General features: G+C 76.5%; 18 protein-coding genes. 5 read left to right on the forward strand and 13 right to left on the reverse strand.

Annotated features, from left to right (window positions below; translation table 11 throughout):
• Positions 1-49: 49 nt before the first annotated feature.
• The gene (locus ACFOVU_RS11560) at positions 50-856 is read right to left on the reverse strand and encodes an SDR family NAD(P)-dependent oxidoreductase (RefSeq protein WP_378532710.1); all 807 of its coding nucleotides are present in this window, start codon (positions 854-856) and stop codon (positions 50-52) included.
• Between the two features lie 225 nt (positions 857-1,081).
• On the opposite strand from ACFOVU_RS11560, the gene ACFOVU_RS11565 reads away from it, so the two are divergent.
• Both ACFOVU_RS11565 and ACFOVU_RS11570 read left to right on the forward strand, forming a co-directional pair.
• The gene (locus ACFOVU_RS11565) at positions 1,082-1,441 is read left to right on the forward strand and encodes a hypothetical protein (RefSeq protein ID WP_378532712.1); all 360 of its coding nucleotides are present in this window, start codon (positions 1,082-1,084) and stop codon (positions 1,439-1,441) included.
• Between the two features lie 192 nt (positions 1,442-1,633).
• Positions 1,634-2,602: a helix-turn-helix domain-containing protein gene (locus ACFOVU_RS11570; RefSeq protein WP_378532714.1), complete on the forward strand. Its 969-nt coding sequence runs from the start codon at positions 1,634-1,636 to the stop codon at positions 2,600-2,602.
• Between the two features lie 26 nt (positions 2,603-2,628).
• Here ACFOVU_RS11570 and ACFOVU_RS11575 read toward each other — a convergent pair whose 3' ends face one another.
• Complete coding sequence (locus ACFOVU_RS11575; protein WP_378532717.1) at positions 2,629-3,390, reverse strand: SDR family NAD(P)-dependent oxidoreductase; 762 nt, start codon at positions 3,388-3,390, stop codon at positions 2,629-2,631.
• 516 nt (positions 3,391-3,906) lie between these two features.
• On the opposite strand from ACFOVU_RS11575, the gene cbiE reads away from it, so the two are divergent.
• Together cbiE and cobM are read left to right on the forward strand one after the other, a co-directional pair.
• A complete protein-coding gene (cbiE, locus tag ACFOVU_RS11580; protein WP_378532719.1) occupies positions 3,907-5,157 on the forward strand; it encodes a precorrin-6y C5,15-methyltransferase (decarboxylating) subunit CbiE in 1,251 nt (416 codons plus the stop codon).
• On the forward strand, positions 5,154-5,897 hold the full coding sequence (cobM, locus tag ACFOVU_RS11585) for a precorrin-4 C(11)-methyltransferase (RefSeq protein ID WP_378532721.1): 744 nt from the start codon (positions 5,154-5,156) through the stop codon (positions 5,895-5,897). The genes cbiE and cobM overlap by 4 nt, the downstream gene beginning before the upstream one ends.
• Here cobM and ACFOVU_RS11590 read toward each other — a convergent pair.
• On the reverse strand, positions 5,870-7,036 hold the full coding sequence (locus tag ACFOVU_RS11590; RefSeq protein ID WP_378532723.1) for a cobalt-precorrin-5B (C(1))-methyltransferase: 1,167 nt from the start codon (positions 7,034-7,036) through the stop codon (positions 5,870-5,872). The genes cobM and ACFOVU_RS11590 overlap by 28 nt on opposite strands.
• Before the next feature lie 296 nt (positions 7,037-7,332).
• Here ACFOVU_RS11590 and ACFOVU_RS11595 point away from each other — a divergent pair, with 296 nt between their 5' ends.
• Positions 7,333-8,115, forward strand: coding sequence for a cobalt-precorrin-6A reductase (locus ACFOVU_RS11595; RefSeq protein ID WP_378532725.1), 783 nt, complete (start codon positions 7,333-7,335; stop codon positions 8,113-8,115).
• On the opposite strand, the gene ACFOVU_RS11600 is transcribed toward ACFOVU_RS11595, so the two are convergent.
• The 10 genes from ACFOVU_RS11600 to ACFOVU_RS11645 form a co-directional block, all read right to left on the reverse strand.
• Positions 8,103-9,605: a precorrin-2 C(20)-methyltransferase gene (locus tag ACFOVU_RS11600; RefSeq protein WP_378532727.1), complete on the reverse strand. Its 1,503-nt coding sequence runs from the start codon at positions 9,603-9,605 to the stop codon at positions 8,103-8,105. The genes ACFOVU_RS11595 and ACFOVU_RS11600 overlap by 13 nt on opposite strands.
• Positions 9,602-10,228, reverse strand: coding sequence for a precorrin-8X methylmutase (locus ACFOVU_RS11605; protein WP_378532729.1), 627 nt, complete (start codon positions 10,226-10,228; stop codon positions 9,602-9,604). Before ACFOVU_RS11605 ends, ACFOVU_RS11600 begins: the two co-directional genes overlap by 4 nt.
• Before the next feature lie 291 nt (positions 10,229-10,519).
• Positions 10,520-12,049: a precorrin-3B synthase gene (cobG, locus tag ACFOVU_RS11610; protein ID WP_378532731.1), complete on the reverse strand. Its 1,530-nt coding sequence runs from the start codon at positions 12,047-12,049 to the stop codon at positions 10,520-10,522.
• A 279-nt stretch (positions 12,050-12,328) separates the two neighbouring features.
• Entirely contained in the window at positions 12,329-13,561 is a 1,233-nt protein-coding gene (locus tag ACFOVU_RS11615) for a beta-ketoacyl-[acyl-carrier-protein] synthase family protein (RefSeq protein WP_378532733.1), read from the reverse strand.
• The gene (locus ACFOVU_RS11620) at positions 13,558-13,812 is read right to left on the reverse strand and encodes an acyl carrier protein (RefSeq protein WP_378532735.1); all 255 of its coding nucleotides are present in this window, start codon (positions 13,810-13,812) and stop codon (positions 13,558-13,560) included. The genes ACFOVU_RS11615 and ACFOVU_RS11620 overlap by 4 nt, the downstream gene beginning before the upstream one ends.
• Before the next feature lie 130 nt (positions 13,813-13,942).
• A complete protein-coding gene (locus ACFOVU_RS11625; protein WP_378532737.1) occupies positions 13,943-14,740 on the reverse strand; it encodes an ABC transporter ATP-binding protein in 798 nt (265 codons plus the stop codon).
• A gap of 40 nt (positions 14,741-14,780) precedes the next feature.
• Positions 14,781-15,866, reverse strand: coding sequence for a FecCD family ABC transporter permease (locus tag ACFOVU_RS11630; RefSeq protein ID WP_378532738.1), 1,086 nt, complete (start codon positions 15,864-15,866; stop codon positions 14,781-14,783).
• Positions 15,863-16,939, reverse strand: a complete 1,077-nt coding sequence (locus ACFOVU_RS11635) for an iron chelate uptake ABC transporter family permease subunit (protein ID WP_378532740.1) — start codon at positions 16,937-16,939, stop codon at positions 15,863-15,865. Before ACFOVU_RS11635 ends, ACFOVU_RS11630 begins: the two co-directional genes overlap by 4 nt.
• The gene (locus tag ACFOVU_RS11640; RefSeq protein WP_378532742.1) at positions 16,936-17,931 is read right to left on the reverse strand and encodes an ABC transporter substrate-binding protein; all 996 of its coding nucleotides are present in this window, start codon (positions 17,929-17,931) and stop codon (positions 16,936-16,938) included. The genes ACFOVU_RS11635 and ACFOVU_RS11640 overlap by 4 nt, the downstream gene beginning before the upstream one ends.
• Positions 17,932-17,974: 43 nt before the next feature.
• Complete coding sequence (locus tag ACFOVU_RS11645; protein ID WP_378532744.1) at positions 17,975-19,594, reverse strand: hypothetical protein; 1,620 nt, start codon at positions 19,592-19,594, stop codon at positions 17,975-17,977.
• Positions 19,595-19,707 lie beyond the last annotated feature (113 nt).

Genomic DNA, 19,707 nt, shown 5'->3' on the forward strand with positions numbered 1-19,707 from the left:
GCGCGTTCTCGCACCGCACCGGCGACCGGCCCCGCTGCCCGGCGCCGCGTCAGACCTCCTTGAGGAGGCCGGCGTCCACGACGTAGTCGGCGCCGGTGGTGCTGGCCGAGCGCGGTGAGGCGAGCAGGGCGATCACGTCGGCGACCTCCTGCGGGGCGACGAGGCGGCCGGTCGCCAGCTTCATCATCTCCGGCGCCAGGGTGTCCAGCACCGCGTCGCGGTCGGCCCCGACCCCGGCGGCGATGATGTCGGCGGCCCCGCCCTCCTCGGTCCACCACGCGGTGCGCACCGGCCCCGGGGAGACCGCGTTCACCCGGATCCCCTGCGGGGCGAACTCCTCCGACAGCGCCTTGGTGAGGGTGTTGACCGCGGCCTTGGCGCTCGCGTAGTCGAGGTTCATGGTCCCCGGCTGCCGCGCGCTCACCGAGGACACATTGATGATGGAGCCCCTGCCGCGCGCGAGCATCGCCGGGACGGCGGCGCGGACGATGCGCACCAGGGAGAACAGGTTGAACCCGAAGACGTCCAGCCAGTCGGCGTCCGTCGACCCCTCGAGCGAGAACCGCGGCAGCCGGGCCCCCGGGGGCGGCCCGCCGGCGTTGTTCACCAGGATGTCGATCCCGCCGAACACCTCGGCCGCGCGGTCGATGAGCCCGTCGGCCGCGTCGGGGTCGGCGAGGTCCGCGGGCAGGTGCACGAGCGAGGGGCCGGCGAGCACGTCGAGCCCGGGGGAGCCGGACCGCGAGACCGCCACGACTCTCGCCCCCTCGCCGAGCAGGGTCCGGGCCGTGGCCAGCCCGATCCCCTTCGATGCACCGGTGACGACGGCGGTGTGGCCGGCAAGCTGGAGGTCCATGGTCGCGTCCTTCGCGTCGGGCCGGGCGGGGTCGCTCCGGCGCTGTGTCGTTCGTCCCGGTAGACGGTGGCCGGACCGGAAATGTGAGGGCACGATCGTGCGGCCCGCCGCGAAGGACGGCCCGGCACGCCGAACACGAAGCGTGATTGATCGACTGCACAGTGAGATGATCCGCTGACCACGGCCTCGGGCCGCGACAGCACACTCTCCCCGCAGTGAGGTCACATGTACTTCGCCTACTTCCGGCCGCCCGCGGCGGGCGCCCGGCTCCCCATCGCCCCGGAACCCGCCTGCACGGAGCTTCCCGACGACGCCCGGCGCTGGTCCCGGCGGCGCGCGAAGGCCGCCGGGCTGGCGTGCGGCCGGTGCGGCCTGGACTTCCGGCGCGACGCCGTCGAGCGCGACCCCGCGACCATGCCGTTCGAGGTCGCCGGCCCCAACGGCGCACCCCGGTTCGAATGCGGCGGGTGCCACCCGGAGTTCATCGACTCCCTGATCGCCGCCATGCGGCGCGCCAGCGGTCGCGTGCCGCCCGCCGGCGCCGGTGCCCGGGGCGCGGGCGCCCCCGCCCGGGTCGCGCGCTGAGCACAGCAGGCCCCCTGCCCCGGAGTTTCGGCCACGCCCGAAAGTCCCCCGCCGGGGTTGGGCCGGGGCCCATCAGCCACTAGCGTTCTCGCGGCGGACGGCTCCCCCACTCGACCGCGTGCCCGGTCATGCCCCGCACCGCCCTCGGAGCCCTCCGTTCCCCCACGGCTCGACGAGGAATGCGAGACGCAGATGCCGACCGAGACCCGCTTCTCGACCGACGACCTCCCGGTGCACGACCGCTTCGACGCCTGGCGCGAGGTCATCAGCCGCACGCACGCCCCCTTGGAGATGACCAGCGAGCACGCAGGGGACTTCTACGGCAGCCAGCGCATCCTCGAGCTCGACGGGGTCCTGGTGTGGCCGACGCTCTTCCGCTCCCTGACGTTCCACCGGACACCGAAGCTGATCCGCTGCTTCGACCCCGAGGCGATCCACATCTCCTTCGTCCTGCGCGGCTCCCACTGCCACGGCAGTGGCGCCCACGAGCACGTCTACGGGCCCGCGGGCATCCACCCCATCGACACCTCGACCCCGTTCACGCTGGCCACGGTGGCGGCCGGGCCCCTGGTATCGGGGATCGGCCTGGAGATCCCCAAGGCGCTCATCCCCCTGCCGCAGCGAAGCGTCGCGCGCGCCGTCGGCCGCACACTCCCCGCCGACCGCGGCGCGGGCGCACTGCTGCGCGGCTACGTCACCCGGCTGGCGGCGAACACCGCGTCCTTCCGGCCCCAGGACCGGCACTGGGCCGCCGCGGTCCTCACCGACCTGGTGACGGTCCTGTTCGCCGATGCGGCCGGCGCCGCACGGGCGGTCCCGGAGCGCCCCCACCGCCGGGCCCTGACCCTGCGCATCCGCTCCTTCATCGCCCGCAACCTGCACGACGCCGACCTGGACCCGGCGGCCATCGCCGCCGCTCACCACATCTCCGTCAGCCACCTGCACCGGCTCTTCCGCGAGGACGGCACGAGCGTGGCCCGCTGGATCCGCGAGCGCCGGCTGGAACGCGCCCGCCGCGAACTGACCGACCCGGACCTGCGCGACCTGCCGGTCCACGCCATCGCCGCGCGCTGCGGATTCCGCCATCCGGCCGGCTTCAGCCGGGCGTTCCGCGCCTTCCACGGCGCCGCACCCGGGGAGGTGCGCGCCGCGAGCGCGTGACCGCGCTCCCGCCAGCGGGGCCGCGGTCAGGCGGTCAGGCCGCCGTCGATCACGAGGTCGTGGCCGACGACGAACCCGGACTCCGGCGAGCACAGCCACAGCACCGCCGCCGCGACGTCGTCGACCTGGCCGATGCGCCCGAGCGGGACCAGGGGCGCGTAGCGCGCGTCGCGCTCCTCATCGGTCTCGCCCGGCAGCTTCGACAGCGGGCCGGCGATGGTCCCGGGGCTGACTATGTTGATGCGCACCTTGTCGGCGACGTGGTCGAGGGCGGCGACGCGGGTCAGCGTGGCCATGCCGGCCTTGGCCGCGGAATAGGCGCTGTAGTGCGGGTAGCGCGTGTGCGGGCCGAGGGTCGAGGAGGTGTTGACGATGTCACCGCCGCCGTGTTCGCGCATGTGGGCGATCTCGTACTTCATGCACAGGAACACGCCGACCAGGTTGGCGTCGATCACCGAGCGCCACTCCGCGGCGTCGTTGTCGGCCACGGGGCCCGAAGGGCCGAAGATCCCCGCGTTGTTGTGGGCGATGTCCAGGGCGCCGTGGCGCTCCACCGCGGTGGCGACCATGCGCTCCACATCGGCCTCGTCGGCGACGTCGGCCGTGATGTGGCTGGCCGTCCCGCCCTCGGCCTCGATGAGGCCGACGGTCTCGGCCAGCGGTTCGTCGCGCCGGCCGACGGCGACGACGGTCGCGCCCTCGCGCGCGAACGCCAGAGCGGTCCCGCGCCCCAGACCCGATCCGCCCCCGGTGACGAGGGCGACCTTTCCGGTGAAGCGTCCAGTCATCTGCGATCTCTTTCCAGAACGAAATCCGGTCTCAAGACAGGGGAATGATCGGGGCGGAGCAGAACGGCCGAGTTCCGGTACGGGGAAACGGCCGGGCGAATGCGGACCGGACATCATCGACGTCGCCACCGCAGGACAGGGACGGAAAACGGAGTCATTGCAGGTCGGCGCCGCCGACCTTTTCCGCCGTCGAATACGGGATTGAATGCCGATGGAATTTCTCGATCCGCGTCATGGAGCCAAATTTATAGATGCACGGGAGCACCGTCAATTATCGATTTTCCGGTCCGATCTCCCCGGCCTCGGACTTCACGGCGACCCGCCGAATGGCGGCCGCGGCCGGAATTACGCGTGCGTCCCGGTTGACCGGGCACAAACGCCGTTTCCCGGACGCTCGGCGGCGCACCGGCCGCGGCGGAAAACCCGCCGAACGGCGGCCCCCTCCGTCGCCGGGCCGCCCCCGGGTTGAGTAGAGTTCCGCACGCCGCGCCCTCCCCGATGCCCCGAGGTGTGACCGTGAACGACACCGCTCCCGCCCCCATTGCCGTGGTGGGGATCGGCGCCGACGGGTGGCCCGGGCTGGCCGCGGGGTCGCAGGCCGAGCTGATCGCCGCCGAGGTCGTCATCGGCGGCCCGCGCCAGCTGCGCCTGCTGCCCGCCCACGTGTTCGCCGAGCGCGTGCCCTGGCCCTCGCCGCTGCGCCCGGCCGTGCCCGGTGTCCTCGCCGCTCACGAGGGGCGCCGCGTCGCGGTCCTGGCCAGCGGCGACCCGATGTTCTTCGGGATCGGGCGCACCCTCGCCGACATCGTCGGCCCCGCCCGCCTGCGCATCCATCCGCACCCCTCATCGGTGTCGTATGCGTGCGCACGGCTGGGCTGGCCCGTGGAGGACACCGAGGTGGTCTCCCTCGTCGGCCGCCCCGCCGTCGGGCTGGCCGCGCACCTGTTCGACGGACGGCGGCTGCTCGTGCTGAGCCCCGGCTCCCACGGCCCGGCCGAGGCCGCCGCGCTCCTGCGCGACCGCGGCTTCGGCCCGACCCGGATGCGGGTGCTGGAGCGGCTCGGCTTCGGCCCGGAGCGCACTGTCGAGGGCACCGCGGCCGGCTGGGGCGACCCCGCCTGCGACCCGCTGCACGTCCTCGCCCTGGAGTGCCGGGCGGACCCGGACACCCCGCACCTCGGGCTCACCCCCGGGCTGCCCGATTCCGCCTACGACAACGACGGCCAGCTGACCAAGCGCCACGTCCGCGCCGTGACCCTCGCCGCCCTGGCACCCGCACCCGGGGAGCTGCTCTGGGACGTCGGCTCCGGATCGGGCTCCATCGCCATCGAATGGCTGCGCGCGCACCGCTCCTGCCGCGCGGTGGCCGTCGAGCGCGACCCCGCCCGGGCCGAGCGCATCGCCCGCAACGCCGCGGCTCTCGGGGTCCCCGGGCTGCGCGTGGTCCTGGGCGCGGCGCCCGGGGCACTGGAGGGCCTGCCGCGGCCGGACGCGGTGTTCATCGGCGGCGGGCTCACCGAGCCGGGGCTGCCCGATGCCTGCTGGGACGCGCTGGCGCCCGGCGGGCGCGTCGTCGCCAACGCCGTGACACTGGAGTCCGAAGCGATCCTGGCCGCGTGGCACGCCCGCCACGGCGGCGACCTCGTCCGCCTCTCCGTTGCCACCGCTGCACCCGTCGGCGGCTTCACCGGCTGGCGCCCGGCCCGGCCCGTCACCCAGTGGGCGGCCGCCGCCCCGCCCGCCCGTCCCGCAGGAAGGCGCCCGTGACCGTCTACTTCATCGGCGCCGGCCCCGGCGCCGCCGACCTCATCACCCTGCGCGGCCAGCGCACCCTCGCCGCGTGCGCGGTGTGCCTGTACGCGGGCAGCCTGGTCCCGCAGGAGATGCTGGCCGCCTGCCCGCCCGGCGCGCGCCTGGTGGACACCGCCGCGCTCACCCTGGACGAGATCATCGAGGAGCTGGTCGCCGCGCACGAGGCGGGCCTCGACGTGGCCCGGCTGCACTCCGGCGACCCCTCCGTGTTCAGCGCGGTGGCCGAGCAGATGCGGCGGCTCGACGCGGCCGGCGTGCCCTACGAGGTCGTCCCCGGGGTGCCGGCGTTCGCGGCGGCATCGGCGGCGCTGGGCCGGGAGCTCACCGTCCCCGAGGTCGCGCAGACGGTGATCCTGACCCGCCTCGCCCACCGGGCGACGGCCATGCCCCCCGGCGAGGACCTGGACACGCTGGGCCGCAGCGGCGCGCTCATCGTCCTCCACCTGGCCGCCCGCCACATCGAGCGCGTCGTGGCGGAGCTGACCCCGCGTTACGGCGCGGACTGTCCGGCCGCGGTCGTCGCGATGGCCAGCCGCCCCGACGAACTGGTCCTGCGCGGAACCCTGGGCGACATCGCCGGGCAGACGGCCGCCGCCGGGATCGTCCGCACGGCCGTCATCCTCGTGGGGCGCTCCCTGGCCGCCGACCGGTTCCCCGACAGCCACCTCTACTCCCCCGGACGCGTCCGTTCGTGACGGGCCGGGGAGGCGCGGCCCACGACGGTGCCGGCGCGGTCGATGCAGATGACGTCGACCGCCACCGGCGCCTCGCGCAACACACCGAGGGCGACGCCGCGCGCGGCCCGGGCGACCGCATCGCCCAGCGGGACCCCCGCCGCCCCGCACAGCCGGACGGCCTCGAGCGCGGTGTTGGCGCCGGCCACGGTCTCGGCCAGCTCCTCCGGCGCCCCGCCGGCCCGGGCCAGCGCCGCCAGGTGGCCGGTGTCCACCCGGGACCGGGCGGAGTGGAGGTCGAGGTGGCCGGCGGCGAGCTTGGAGAGCTTGGCGAAGCCCCCCGCGATGGTGAGGCGCGCAACGGGGTGCCGGCGCAGGTACTTCAGCACCGCCCCCGCGAAGTCGCCCATGTCCAGCAGCGCGTCCTCGGCCAGCCCGTACTCGGCGACCGCCACCGTCTCCGATGTGGCGCCGGTGCACGCGGCGACATGCGTGCGCCCCGCCGCGCGGGCGACGTCGACGCCGCGGCGGATGCTGTCGATCCACGCCGAGCAGGAGTAGGGAACGACGATCCCCGTGGTCCCCAGGATCGACAGCCCGCCCACGATCCCCAGGCGCGGGTTCCAGGTCGAGCGGGCGATCTCCGCCCCGCCGTCCACGGAGACCTCCACCTCGACGTCGCCGCCGCCCCCGTGGGCCGCCGCGACCGCGGCGAGGTGCTCGCCGATCATCCGCCGCGGAACGGGGTTGATCGCGGGCTCGCCCACGGCCAGCGGGAGCCCGGGGCGGGTCACCGTGCCCACACCGGGACCGGCCCGGAAGGCCACCCCGCTGCCCGGCGCCGCAGGGCGCACGGTCACCCGGACCAGCGCCCCGTGGGTGACATCGGGGTCGTCGCCGGCGTCCTTGACGACCCCGGCCATGGCCCAGCCGGCGCCGCGCTCCTCCACGGCCAGCGCGAAGGACGGGCGCTGCCCCTTGGGCAGGGTGACCGACACCGGGTCGGGGAAGTCGCCGCCGAGCAGCGCGGTGTAGGCGGCCGTGGCCGCCGCCGTCGCGCACGCCCCGGTCGTCCAGCCGGGCCGCAGCCCGCTACGCGCCAGCTGCCCCGCCCGGCCCCCCTTGGCCGCGGGGGCGCCGGAGGCCTCCGGATCAGCCATCATGTGCCCCCGGACGGCGCCCCCACATGGCGCTGCCGAGGCGGGGCCCCCGGCCCGGCCACGCGACGGCCGGCGCACGGCCGCCCGTCGCACCGGACCCCGCTCCGCCCCGCTGGATACCCGAACGACGGAACGGTCCCCCCGGGTCCGGCCGCCCGTTCAGCCGCGACGTTGCGCCGACCCGCCGGTCCGGGCCCCGCCCAAGGCGGCGGAGGGGCCGTCGACCACCGGTGGACGGTTCCGGCGGCTGCGGCAGCGTGCCGCCGGAACCTCCGCAGTGCCGCCGGGGCGGCGCCGTGAGCGGCGTGTGGCGGGTCCTCCTGCTCGGCGGGACGGCGGAGGCGCGCGGCGTCGCCGCGGAGCTGGCGGGTGATCCCGGGGTCGAGGTCACGACGTCGCTGGCGGGACGGGTGGCGCACCCGCGGCTCCCGGACGGGGCGGTGCGCATCGGGGGCTTCGGCGGGGCCGCCGGGCTGGCGCGCTGGCTGCGCGAGCACCGGATCGATGCGCTCATCGACGCCACCCACCCCTTCGCACGGACCATGAGCTTCAACGCGGCCGAGGCGTCGGCGGCGGCCGGGGTGCCGCTCGTGGCGCTGCGCCGGCCCGGCTGGAGCGCGGGACCCGGCGACCGCTGGATCCCGGTGGACTCCACCGCCGGCGCGGCCGCCCTCCTGGCCGCGCCCGAAAAGTGCACCTTACCCCCTGATGGGCGGGTTTTCCTCACCACCGGCCGCACCGGGCTGGCGGCCTTCGCCGGCCTGGCCGCCCCCCGGTTCCTGGTGCGCTGCGTCGATCCGCCCCGCCCGCCGCTCCCGCCGCGGATGCACGTCCTGCTCGACCGCGGGCCGTTCACCGTCGGCGGCGAGGCCGGGCTGATGCGCCGGCACCGCATCGACGCGCTCGTCACCAAGGACAGCGGCGGCGCCGCCACCTCCGCCAAGCTCGTCGCGGCGCGCGAGCTGGGCCTGCCGGTCATCGTCGTGCGGCGCCCTCCCGCGCCCGATGGCGTGCCGGTCGTCGCCGACCCGGCGGGCGCCGTGTCCTGGCTGGCCACGCTGCGCGGTCAGTCCGGGTAGCGGCGGGGCGTCCACACCACGGTGGTGCCGTCGCCGCGGCGCACGGTCCGCGTCTGGGAGGAGCCCACCAGCAGGATGCAGCGCATGTCCACCCGCTCCGGGTCGAGCCCCTCCAGGGTCGTGATCAGCACCGACTCCTCGGGGCCGCCGACATCGCGGGCCACCACCACGGGCGTGGCGGCCGCGCGGTCGGCCAGCAGGACCTTGCGGGCGGCCGCCAGCTGAGCCGTCCGGCTCTTGGACGCCGGGTTGTACAGAGCAAGGACGAGGTCGGCGGCCGAGGCCGCCCGCAGGCGCTCCTCGATGACCGGCCACGGCTTGAGCCGGTCGGACAGCGACACCACGGCGTAGTCGTGCCCCAGCGGGGCGCCGGCCAGCGCCGCGGCCGACTGCGCGGCCGTGATCCCGGGCACCACCCGGACGGGCACGTCGAGGTAGGGCTCCGACGACGCCGCCTCCAGCACCGCCGTCGCCATGGCGAAGACCCCGGGGTCGCCGGAGGACACGACGGCGACGCGCCGGCCGCGGCGCGCCAGCTCCAAGGCGAACTCGGCACGCTCGGCCTCGACCCGGTTGTCCGAGGCGTGCCGGCGCTGGCCGGGGCGCGCGGGAACCCGGTCGAGGTAGGTGGCGTAGCCGACCACGTCGTCGGCGGCGGCCAGCTCCGCCCGGGCCTGCGGCGTCAGCCACATCGGGCCGGCGGGGCCCAGCCCCACCACGGCGACCCCGCCCCCGGTGCCCTGCTCATCGGCGGGACCGGGGTCCCCGGCGCCGCCCCTGCGGCCCGGAACGACGGCCACCGAGAAGTACGGAACCGACGCGGGGTCGACATCGGCGAGGGCGCCCGTGCGCTCGCCGTCCATCGTGGCGCGCTCGGCGTAGCGCGCGTCGTCCAGGCGCCCGCTCGCCTCCAGCGCCCGGCGCACAGCCGGGAAGGTCCGGCCGAGCTTGAGGACCGCGGCGGCGTCGGTCGTGGCCAGGCGCGCCGCCAGCTCCTCCTCGGGCAGGGTGCCCGGCAGCAGCGTCAGCACCTCCTCGCCCTCCACCAGCGGGCGGCCCAGCCGGGCCGCGGCCGCGCTCACCGAGGTCACCCCGGGGACGACCTCGGCCGGGTAGCGGTGGGCCAGACGTTTGTGCATGTGCATGTAGGAGCCGTAGAACAGCGGGTCGCCTTCGGCGAGCACCGCGACGCTGCGCCCGGCGTCCAGGTGGGCGGCCAGCCGCGCGGCGGCCTCGGTGTAGAACTCCTCGATGGCGCCCCGGTAGCCCCCGGGGTGGTCGGTGGTCCCCGTCGTCACCGGGTAGACCAGCGGCTCCTCGATGTGGTCGGGGCGCAGGTGGCGCTCGGCGATCCGCCGCGCGATGCTGCGGCCGGGCCGGGCCTCGTGGTAGGCGACGACATCGGCGGCGCCGATGACCTCCACGGCGCGCAGGGTCAGCAGGGACGGGTCGCCGGGGCCCAGGCCCACCCCGTAGAGACGGCCGGTCACTCCGCCTCACTCGCGATCGCGTTGACCGCGGCGGCCGCGATCGCGCTGCCGCCGCGCCGTCCCCGGACCACCAGGTACTCGGTCTTGGAGGGGTGGGCGGCCAGCGCGTCCTTGGACTCCGCGGCGCCGACGAAGCCCACGGGCACACCGATGACCGCGGCGGGGCGCGGCGCGCCCTCCTCCACCATCTCCAGCAGCCGGAACAGCGAGGTGGGGGCGTTGCCGATGGCGACGACGGCGCCGCCGAGCCGGTCGCGCCACAGCTCCATGGCGGCGGCGCTGCGCGTGGTGCCCAGGTCCCGGGCCAGCGCGGGCACCGAGGGGTCGGCGAGCGTGCACACGACGTCATTGCCGGCCGGCAGCCGGCTGCGGGTGACCCCCGCGGCGACCATGGTGGCGTCGCAGAGCACCGGCGCGCCGCCGCGCAGCGCGGCGCGGGCGTCGGCGACGGCCGACGGGCTGTAGGCGAGGTCGGCGACGAGGTCGACCATGCCGCAGGCGTGGATCATGCGGACCGCGACCTGCGCGACGTCGCCGGGCAGGCCGCCGAGGTCCGCCTCGGCCCGGATGGTGGCGAAGGACCGCCGGTAGATCGCGGCGCCGTCCTTTTCGTAGTCGGTCACCGTGTTCCTCCGAGGGCGCCCCGGACGTCGGGCCGGGGAAGGATCGGCCCCCCGCGGCGCGGGCCGGGAATCGACGATGCGCGGCCAGGGCGGCGACTCGACGCCCACGCGGTCAGGCCGGCCGCCCCCGGGGCGTTGCGAGAACCGGGCACGCGTTACCTCCTTGAATCTGTTCCAGGGCTCCCGGGCCGGTTCCGGCCCGGCCGGGGCCGAGGATGTACGGTCCCGCCGATCGCCGGGCGGCAGGGCGGCCCGAGCCGGGAATCCCCCTGTCGTCCGCCCGGCGAGGGTTCACATGTCCCTCGGGGGTGGTGTCGTGCGCGCGGCCGCGACGGCGGCGCCGAGGCCGCCGTGCGCCGCTTCCCGCTCTCCCGGTCCCCCGCCGCGCGGGGTGATCCGGTAGCGGCCATCACCGATCGCGACCGCGTCGACCCACCGCCCGGAGGGATGGCCGCACCGGCGCTCGCACCCCGACCAGTGGACAGGCAGTCGGGGTCGGTCGGACGCATCGGTGACACCAGGCTCGCGCCCCGACCCGTCGACGAGCGGCCGGGGTCGGACGGACGGATCCGCGACACCGGGCTCACACCCCGACCGGTGGACGGGCCGCCGGCCCGGCTGCGGCACAACGGGGTGGGAATCCAGGACGGCGGCGGCATCGGCGCGCACGTCGGCCAGCGCCGCGGCACAGCCGGGCCGGCCGGTGCAGGCACTCACCCCGGCCCATGGGGAGTCGTCGCCGGTGACCAGGCCGACGGCGGCCAGCGCGGCGAGCACGTCCGCGGCGGCGCCCGACTCCAGGCCGGGCAGGACCACCCCCCGCCAGGGGGTGACCCGCAGCTCGCCCGCCCCGCGTTCGGCGGCGGCGGCGAGATCCCGCCACTGAGCGGCGGTGGCCCGCCCGAGCGGAACGGCCACCGACAGAGCGGTGCGCGCGGAGCCGGCGGGGCGGTCGATGAGCCCGAGGAGCGGCCGCGGTGCGGTGGAACCGCCGGGACCGCTGGGGGCGGCAGGGCCGGCGGCCTGGGACGCGGTCCGGGACGCGGCGGAGGGGATCGCGGCTCCGGACGGGTCCGACGGGGATGCGGCTTCAGGCTCCGCCGGAGGCAGGCCGAGGCGGGCGGCGACGGCGCCGCCGTCGGGGTCCACGTCGGCCAGGCGCCAGGCGGTTGCGCCCAGCCCTCGTTCGCGGGCCAGGTCGAGGAACACCTCGGCGGCGCGCACCGCCCAGCGGGCGGCACCGTCCCGGGGGACGCTCAGCGTGCGTTCGCCCAGGCGCAGGCCGACCGCGCCGCCGGGGAGCGCGGTGATGGTGACGTCGGCGCCGAGCGCGGCTGTGTCGCCGCGGCCGTCGTCCACGGCGAACAGGAAGCGGCCGGACAGAGCCGGGGCGGCGTCGCTCGCGCACAGCAGCGCGTCGAGTTCGCCGACGATTCCGCGCACGTCGGCGTGGCCCCGGCCGTCGAGTCCGCTCAGCGGGGAGGCGACGATGTTGCGGACCCGCTCGTGGCGGCGCGACGGCAGCAGCCCGGCGCCCTCCAGCAGGCCCGCAAGGGCGCGGCCGGCGTCCTCGCCGAGGCCGCGGAGCTGCACGTTGCCGCGCGAGGTGAGGTCGAGGTTGCCGTCGCCCAGATCCTCGGCCGCGGCGGCGAGCACGCGCGCCTGGTCAACGGTGAGCAGCCCACCGGGGATCCGCACGCGGGCCAGGCCTCCATCGTGGGCGGGATGCAGCCGCAGCGCCCCGGGGCAGGCATCCGCACGATCACGGAACGCCTCGGCGCCGGGCGCACCGCGTTCAGGGGTTCCGGGCGAAGGGGGCATAGCGGCGAGCATACCGGTGGCTCTCCCGGCGCCCCGATGCGCCCACCGCACCCGCGGCGCGGCAGCGGAACGCCCCCTACGAATAGAGGTGGTGGATGCGGCCGGCCCGAGCGCACGCCACCCGCCGAGAATCCGGCCGAAGGCTGCGGTGATCCGTCCTCCTCAGGGAGCCCGCGTCGGCGACCACCACCCACCCGTCACCGCGCCCACGGCCGCCCCCGAAGCCCAGGCCCACGCCACCGCCCGCCTCACGTTCCCCTCCCCCGGCCCGCGAATCTCTCAGGATGCTCGGCGCAGCACCACGGACGCGTTGTGGCCGCCGAATCCCAGGGAGTTGGACACCACCGCGCCCTCCCCCAGCTTGCGGGGCGGGCCGGTGACGACGTCGATCTCGCAGGCGGGGTCGGGGGTGTCGGTGTTGGCGGTGGGCGGGATGAGGCCCTCGCGCAGGGTCAGGGCGGCGACCACGGCCTCGACCGCCCCTGCGGCGCCGATGAGGTGGCCCATCGCGCCCTTGCAGGAGGTGACCGGTACCCGGTGGGCGCCGAACACCTCGGCGATGGCCCGCGCCTCGGCGAGGTCGCCCGCCGGGGTGGAGGTGGCGTGGGCGTTGACGTGCGCGACGTCGTCGGCGGCGATGCGGGCGTCGTGCAGCGCCTCGAGCATGGCGCGGCGGACGCCGTCGCCGCCGGGGTCGGGCGCGGTCAGGTGGTAGGCGTCGGTCGTGCGCCCGTAGCCGGCGAGCTCGGCGTGGACGCGGGCGCCGCGGCGCTCGGCGTGCTCCGCGGATTCGACCACCAGGAACGCGGCCCCCTCGCCGAACACGAAGCCTTCGCGGTCGGTGTCGAAGGGGCGGGAGGCGTGTTCGGGGTCGCGCGTGCGCGTGGAGAGCGCCCCGAGGCCGTGGAAGGCGAGGACGAAGGTGGGGGTGATGTAGGCGTCGACCCCGCCGGCCAGCACGAGGTCGGCGCTGCCGTCACGGATGAGCCGCAGCGCCTCGCCCACCGCATGCCCGCCCGACGCGCACGCGGTCGCCACGCACAGCGACGGGCCGCGGATGCCGTGGCGCACCGCGATGGCGGCCGCGGTGGCGTTGAGCATGGTCTTGGGCACATAGAGCGCCGAGGGGCGGCCGCGGCCGTGCGCATCGGGCGCCAGCAGCACGCTCTCCTGGGTGTGGGCCCCGCCGTGGGACTCCCCCACGACCAGGGCCCGGCGTTCCGGTGGCGCGGCGGGCGCGCCGGCGTCGGACATGGCGTCCTGGGCGGCGCTCACCCCGAGCCGGGTCACGGGGTCGGAGCGCCGGTCCTCCTTGGGGGTCAGGTAGGGGGCGGGGTCGAACGGCGGCACGACGCACGCGAAGTCGACCGGGAGCCCCGCGGTGTCGAACCGGGTGATCGCCCGCGCCGCCGAGCGCCCGGTGAGCAGCGCCGACCACATCTCGTCGGGGTCGTTGCCGCAGGGGGTCCTGACCCCGAGGCCGGTGATGACCGCGCTGCGGCGGTCGGTCATCGGGCGGTCTCCACGGCGGTGCGGGCCTGCACCGCGTCGACGAAGTCGTCGAAGGTCCGGATGCGCAGGACGTCCTGCGCGGGCAGGGTGACCCCGTGCTCCTTGAGCGTCTCGATGATCTCGGCGAAGTCGAGGCTGTCGGCCTCGAGGTCCTCGACCAGCAGCGACCCTCCGGTGATCGCGTCCTCGTCCTTGGACAGCACGCGGGCGCAGGTGGCGCGGAGCAGGCCGGAGATGTGGTCGCGGGTCATGGGGCTCCTCGTGGTCGCGGATCGGCGCCGCCGGCGGGTGCTGCCGCGGCACGCCCAAGGAGTATCACGACCGGTCAGCACCCGCTACCCAACGTGATATCCGGTGGTGGCGCGGCCGACCGAGGCGCGGTCACACCGGGGTGTCGAGGCGGCAATAGGGCGTGCCGTGGCGCTCGTCGATCAGCACGCGGCCGCGCACCCCGAAGACGTCGCGCAGCATGGAGTCGTGCACGACGTCGGCGGGGCCGCCGTCGGCGGCGACCGCGCCCTCGCGCAGCGCCACGATCCGGTCGGCGTAGCGCGCGGCGTGGTCGAGGTCGTGCAGCACCATGACGACCGTGAGGCGCCGGGCGAAGTCGGCCACGAGGTCGAGCACTTCGAGCTGGTGGCGGACGTCGAGGTAGGTGGTGGGCTCGTCGAGGAGCAGGACGGGGGTGTCCTGGGCCAGTGCCAGCGCCAGCCGGACCCGCTGGCGCTCGCCGCCCGACAGCGATTCCAGCGGGCGGTCGGCGAGGTCGGCGACGCCCGCCCGGGCCATGGCATCGCGGGTGATGTCGTCCTCGGAGTCGCGGAGCATCCCCAGGACGCCGCGGTGGGCGAACCGGCCCTGGCGCACCAGCCGCCGGGCGGTCATGCCCGGGATGGGCGGCAGCGCCTGGTGCAGGACGGCGACGCGCCGGGCGATGGCGCGGCGGCCCAGGGCCGCGATGTCCTCGCCGTCGAGCAGGACGCGCCCCGAGGTGGGGTGCAGCGCCCCGGCCAGCAGCCGGAGCAGGGTGCTCTTGCCGCAGCCGTTGCGGCCGACCAGCGCAACGGTCTGGCCGGCGGGGATCGCGAGGTCGATGCCATGCAGAACGGGGTGTTCGCGCGCGTAGCCGAAGCCCACGCGGTCGAGGCGGAGGGCGGCGGGCGGGTCTGCGGCGGTCATGCGGGTCCAATCCGGGTGCAGGAACGGGCTGGGGGCGCGCTCACGTGTTCAGCAGTCCGCGCCGGCGGACCGCGATGACCAGCAGGGCCGCGCCGACGATGGAGGTGATGGAGCCCGCGGGCAGCCCGAGCCGCTGGGTCTGCGGGCCCGCGGGGACCAGGGTGGTGACCCCCTGGGCGAGGGCGTCGGCGCCGGAGAGCACGACCGCGCCGACCAGCGCCGCCACGGGGACGAGCAGGCGGGGCTCGCGCCCGATGAGGGCCGAGGCCAGCAGGGGGGCGATGAGGCCGACGAACCCGGCCATGCCCACCACCGACACCGCGGCCGCGGCGAGCAGGATCGCGGTCAGCAGGACCGCGAACCGGGCGGGGCGCGGCGCCAGGCCGACCGCCTGGGCGTGGTCGTCGCCGCCCTGAAGGACGGCGAGCACCGGCGAGAGCAGCCACGCGGCGCCGATACCGGCGGCCGCCCATGGCAGGAGCAGGAAGGCGTGGGCCGGGGTCATGCCGGTGAGCGAGCCCGTGAGCCAGCGCAGGGCGCCGGCGGCCTCGGCCTGGCTGAGGACCAGCAGGACGGAGGTGAGCCCGGACAGGGCGATGCCGACGATCACGCCGTTGATGGTCAGCCAGGTGGGGTCGGAGCGTCCGCGCCCGGACAGCAGCCACAACAGGGCGCCGCCGGCCAGGCCGCCGCACAGGGCGGCGAGCACGGCGGTGTGCGCCTGCCCGGAGACCAGGCCCAGGCGCAGCGCGAGCACCACCCCGAGGACCGCGCCACCGCCCACCCCGGTCAGCTCGGGCGAGGCCAGCGGGTTGCGCAGCGCGATCTGGAGCAGCAGTCCCGAGACGCCGAGGCAGGCGCCGGCGAGCAGGGCCACGGCGGCGCGGGGCAGGCGCAGCTCCCACAGGATGCGCTCGCCGATGGGGTCGCCGGAGTCGCGCAGGAGGGCGGGCCACACTTCATCGACGGCGAGGCCGCGGCCCAGCAGCGCCTGGCCGGTGGCGGCGGCCAGCGCCAGCACGGCCAGCACCGTGACGGCGACCGCGAACGCGCGCAGCGGGCGGGGCCGCGCCGGGAGCGGGGCGGGTCCGGTGGCGCGTTCGGGGCGGCGGCGGGTCAGGGTCATGTACGCGCCCTTCCATCGACGGCGGCCGCGCGGGCGCGCAGCAGGAGCAGCCCGCCGATGACCCCGATGGAGCCGGTGAAGGCGCCCAGCGGGAGTTCGATGGGGTGGAACATGGTGCGGGCGGCGAGGTCGGCGGCGACCGTGACCAGCCCGCCCAGCAGGCCCGACCACAGCAGGCGCACGCGCGGCTCGGCGCGGGGGTAGGTCTGGCGGGCGAGCATCGGCGCCAGGAACCCGACCCAGGAGATCGGCCCGCACGCGGCGACGACCACGGCGACCAGCACGGCGGCGACCGCCAGGCAGGCGAGCCGGGCGCGGCCCGGCGACAGGCCCAGCGCGGAGGCGGCGTCGTCGCCCAGGCCCAGCACCCCGAGCAGGGGCAGGCAGAGCAGCAGCAGGGGGACGGCGAGCACCAGCCAGGGCGCGACCATGCGGAGCTCGGCCCAGCCCGACCCGACGAGGGAACCCATCAGGTAGCGGAACACCAGGCCGAGCTGGAACTGGTCGGCCATGCTGGTGATGGCGTAGACCGCGCCGGTGAGCGCGGTGGACACGGCGGCGCCGGTGAGCAGGACCGAGGCGGCGTCGCCGGCCCGGCGGGCGACGACGAGGCAGAGGGCCCCGCCGGCCACCCCGCCGGCCAGTGCCAGCGCGGGAACGAGCGCTCCGGCGACCGGCAGCGCGAACACGGTGGTGGCGGCGACCACCGCGGCCGACCCCGAGGAGACGCCGAGGAGTTCGGGGACCGCCAGGGGGTTGCGCAGCGCCTCTTGCAGCAGGAGCCCGGCGCAGCCCAGGGCGGCGCCGGCGAGGAGCCCCAGCAGCATGCGCGGCAGCCGGATCTCCCACAGGATGACCGCATCGAGCGAGCCGGGGTCGGCGATGGCCGCGGTGATGGCGGCCGGCGCCAGGACGGGCTTGCCCAGGCACAGCGCCGCCGTGCAGACGGCGAGGAGCAGGAGGGCGGCGGCGGGGAACAGGACGGCCGGGCGCAGCCGCTCCCGCCCTCCGGGAACGGCTGCGGGGGCGGGGGCCGGGCCGGAGGGGCGGGGCGTGGCCGCGGGCGAGGTCATCCGCGCAGGTACCGCATGGTGTCGTCGAGCACGATCCCCAGGGAGCGGGTACCGCGGCCGGTGGCCCAAGGCGCGAGGTCGACCTCGTGCACCCGGCCCTGCTCGACGGCGCTGATCTGCTGCCAGACGGGGTCGTCGGCCAGCTGCTCGGTGAGGGTGGAGTCGCCCGGGGAGAACGTGAAGGACTCCAGGAAGATGATGTCGGGGTCGCCCGCGAGGATCTCTTCGATGCTGTAGTCGGAGCCGCCGGCCTGGTGGCCTCCGGTGGAGCGGTCCTCCCAGTCGTAGTCGACGACCTGGTCGAGCAGCCCGCCCACGATGGAGCCCCGGGAGTCGACCTGGAAGGCGCCGTCGCTGCCGTAGAGCACCAGCGGTTTGAGGGTGTCGAGGCCTTCGGCCTCGGCGTCGGCCTGGGCCTCGGCGAGGGTGTCGTAGAACGCCTGCTCGGCTCGTTGCTGCTCGGCGCCGCGGTCGGTGAGGGCGGCCACCGCGCGCAGGTAGTCGACGGAGTCCTCCCAGCTGCGGGAGTCGGTCAGCCACACGGGCGCGGTGCCCTCGAGGGACGGCGCGAGGCCCTCGTGGGACCCGGCGAGGCCGATGACGAGGTCGGGTTCGTGCCGCAGGATCTCCTCGACGTCCTCGCCGCCGAAGCCGCCGGGGATCACCGGGACGTCGTGGTCGGGGCCGAGGAAGCCCTCGTGGGCGAGGAGGTCGGGGTTGGAGGTGGCGACGGGGGTGATCTCCAGCTCGGTCAGGATGTCGTCGCACAGGGCCACCAGGCAGACGATCCGCTCCGGCGGGGAGTCGAGCTCGACCTGTTCGCCGCGGGGGTCGGTGACCGACAGGCCGGCCTCGACCGCGACGGCCTCGTGGGCGGCGGCGTCGACCGTGTCGCGCGGGGCGGCGTCGGCTTCGTCGTCGGAGGCCCCGGAGGCGCACGCGGTGAGCGAGGTCAGAAGGGCGCCCACTGCGGCCAGTGCGGCGGTGGTCACATGCGGGTGCTTTCGGGGGAGACGAGGCATGTGAAAACGATTATCACAACCCTTGGTGGATGTCGATATCGCCGATCGCCAGGCTGTGGATGAGCCGCCCGCGCCGCTCCCCCGCGGCGAGCACGGCATCGATCCAGCACCCGGCCGGCCGCACCGCGCGGCCCTGGCCGGTGGCCCACAGCCACGCCTCGTGGGCGGCGATCCCCGCGCCGACATGCTCGGCCAGCGCACGCCACGGGTCCGGCTCCGACTCCGGGGCGCCGAGCAGGAGCAGCAGGTGCGCCGCCTCCGCCACGACCGGCTGCCCGCACGAGCGGGGCGCCAGCGCCTCCCCGAGCCCGGGCACGCCGGCGGGCCGGACGGCGACCACCCGATCGGCCCCGATCCGCGCCCGCGCGGCATCGGCGGGATCGACCGGGCCACCGGACGGGCTGCCGGATGACCGGCTCTGCTCGGGCGGGGCGCCGGGCGACCGCTCCTGCTCGGGCGGGGCGGGCGGGCTGGGAGGACCGGGGCGGTCGGCTGACGGAGGCCGCGGCCCCCCGGGGACGGATCCGGGAGCGGGGGCCCGTTCGACTGGGGGGCCGCCCCGACCGGACGCACCGGCCGCCGCGGTGATCTCCTCCCACGGGGAACTGCACCGCTCGAGCACTGCCGCGACCGGAGGGGCCTGCGCCGGAGCGGCGAAGTCCACCCCCTCGGGCGCGCCCTCCCCCAGCTCCGCTAGGGCGTCCTCCACGACCCGCACCGCATCCGCCAAGGACGCATGCAGGGCCGGCTCCGAGCCGGGACCGGCACCGCCGGCCCCGGGAATGGGTGCCGACCCGGGAGCGTCCGCACCACCGGGATGCTCATAACGAGGGCGCACAGGGGATCCGGAGGGGTACGCGGCGCGCGCGGGCACTCCGGAGGGATCCGCGTGGTGCACCGGGGCGCCGGATCGATCCGGGAACGCCGGCCGCGAACGCACCGGGTCCAGGCGCACAGCGGCGAGCGGATACTCCGGAGCGGCGCCCGGCCACCGGACGGCGCCGTCGCGCCATGGCAGCGCGGCCTCGGCGGCCAGCCCGCGTGCGGGGCGCCCGATCTCGGCGCGCGCGGCATACCCCGCGACAGGGGCTGCGGCGAGCAGCGCCCCGATCGCATGCCCCAGGTCGAGCAGGAGCACGGGCAGCGACCGCTTCCCGTACCGCCACACCGTGCGCTGGGGAACCAGCGACAGCACGACGGTGGTTCCGCCACCCCCCGGCGGCGGCACTCCACCGCCACTCCCCGGCGCCCCTCCCCCGCCCCCGTCGACCGGCACCGCCAGGGCGTGGTCGACGGGGTCGTAGCGCCACGCCCGGCCGTCGGCCACCACATGCGCCTCGACGGGGTAGCGTCCCCCCGCCGACGGGACACGGCGCAGCCGCACCCCGCCCTGGACCCGCTCGGGGTCACCGGCCAGCGCGAGGTCGAGCAGCGCCCCGATACCGCTCGGCTCCCCCCGGCGCAGCAACACACGCGGGCCGGACCACCGCCGCCCCGCAGCCGGCCGCGGCCGGGTCGCCGCCCCGGGGTCGGCCCCACTCCACGCCGCACGCAGCGCCCTCGCGACCGCTGACCCCGCTTCGCCGTCATCCACGCCCGGCACCTCCGTCCCGTCCTCGATGTCGATCAGCACGCCGGAAACCATCCGCCGGGCGCGGCCCGGTCCGCGGTCCACCCGCCGACAGGGCGGCGGACCGCACCGGCCCCGCACCCGTAACCCCGCGGAACGTGCACAACGACCGGCGG

It is taken from the genome of Nocardiopsis sediminis, assembly GCF_042650565.1.
Taxonomy (GTDB): Bacteria; Actinomycetota; Actinomycetes; order Streptosporangiales; family Streptosporangiaceae; genus Nocardiopsis_B; species Nocardiopsis_B sediminis.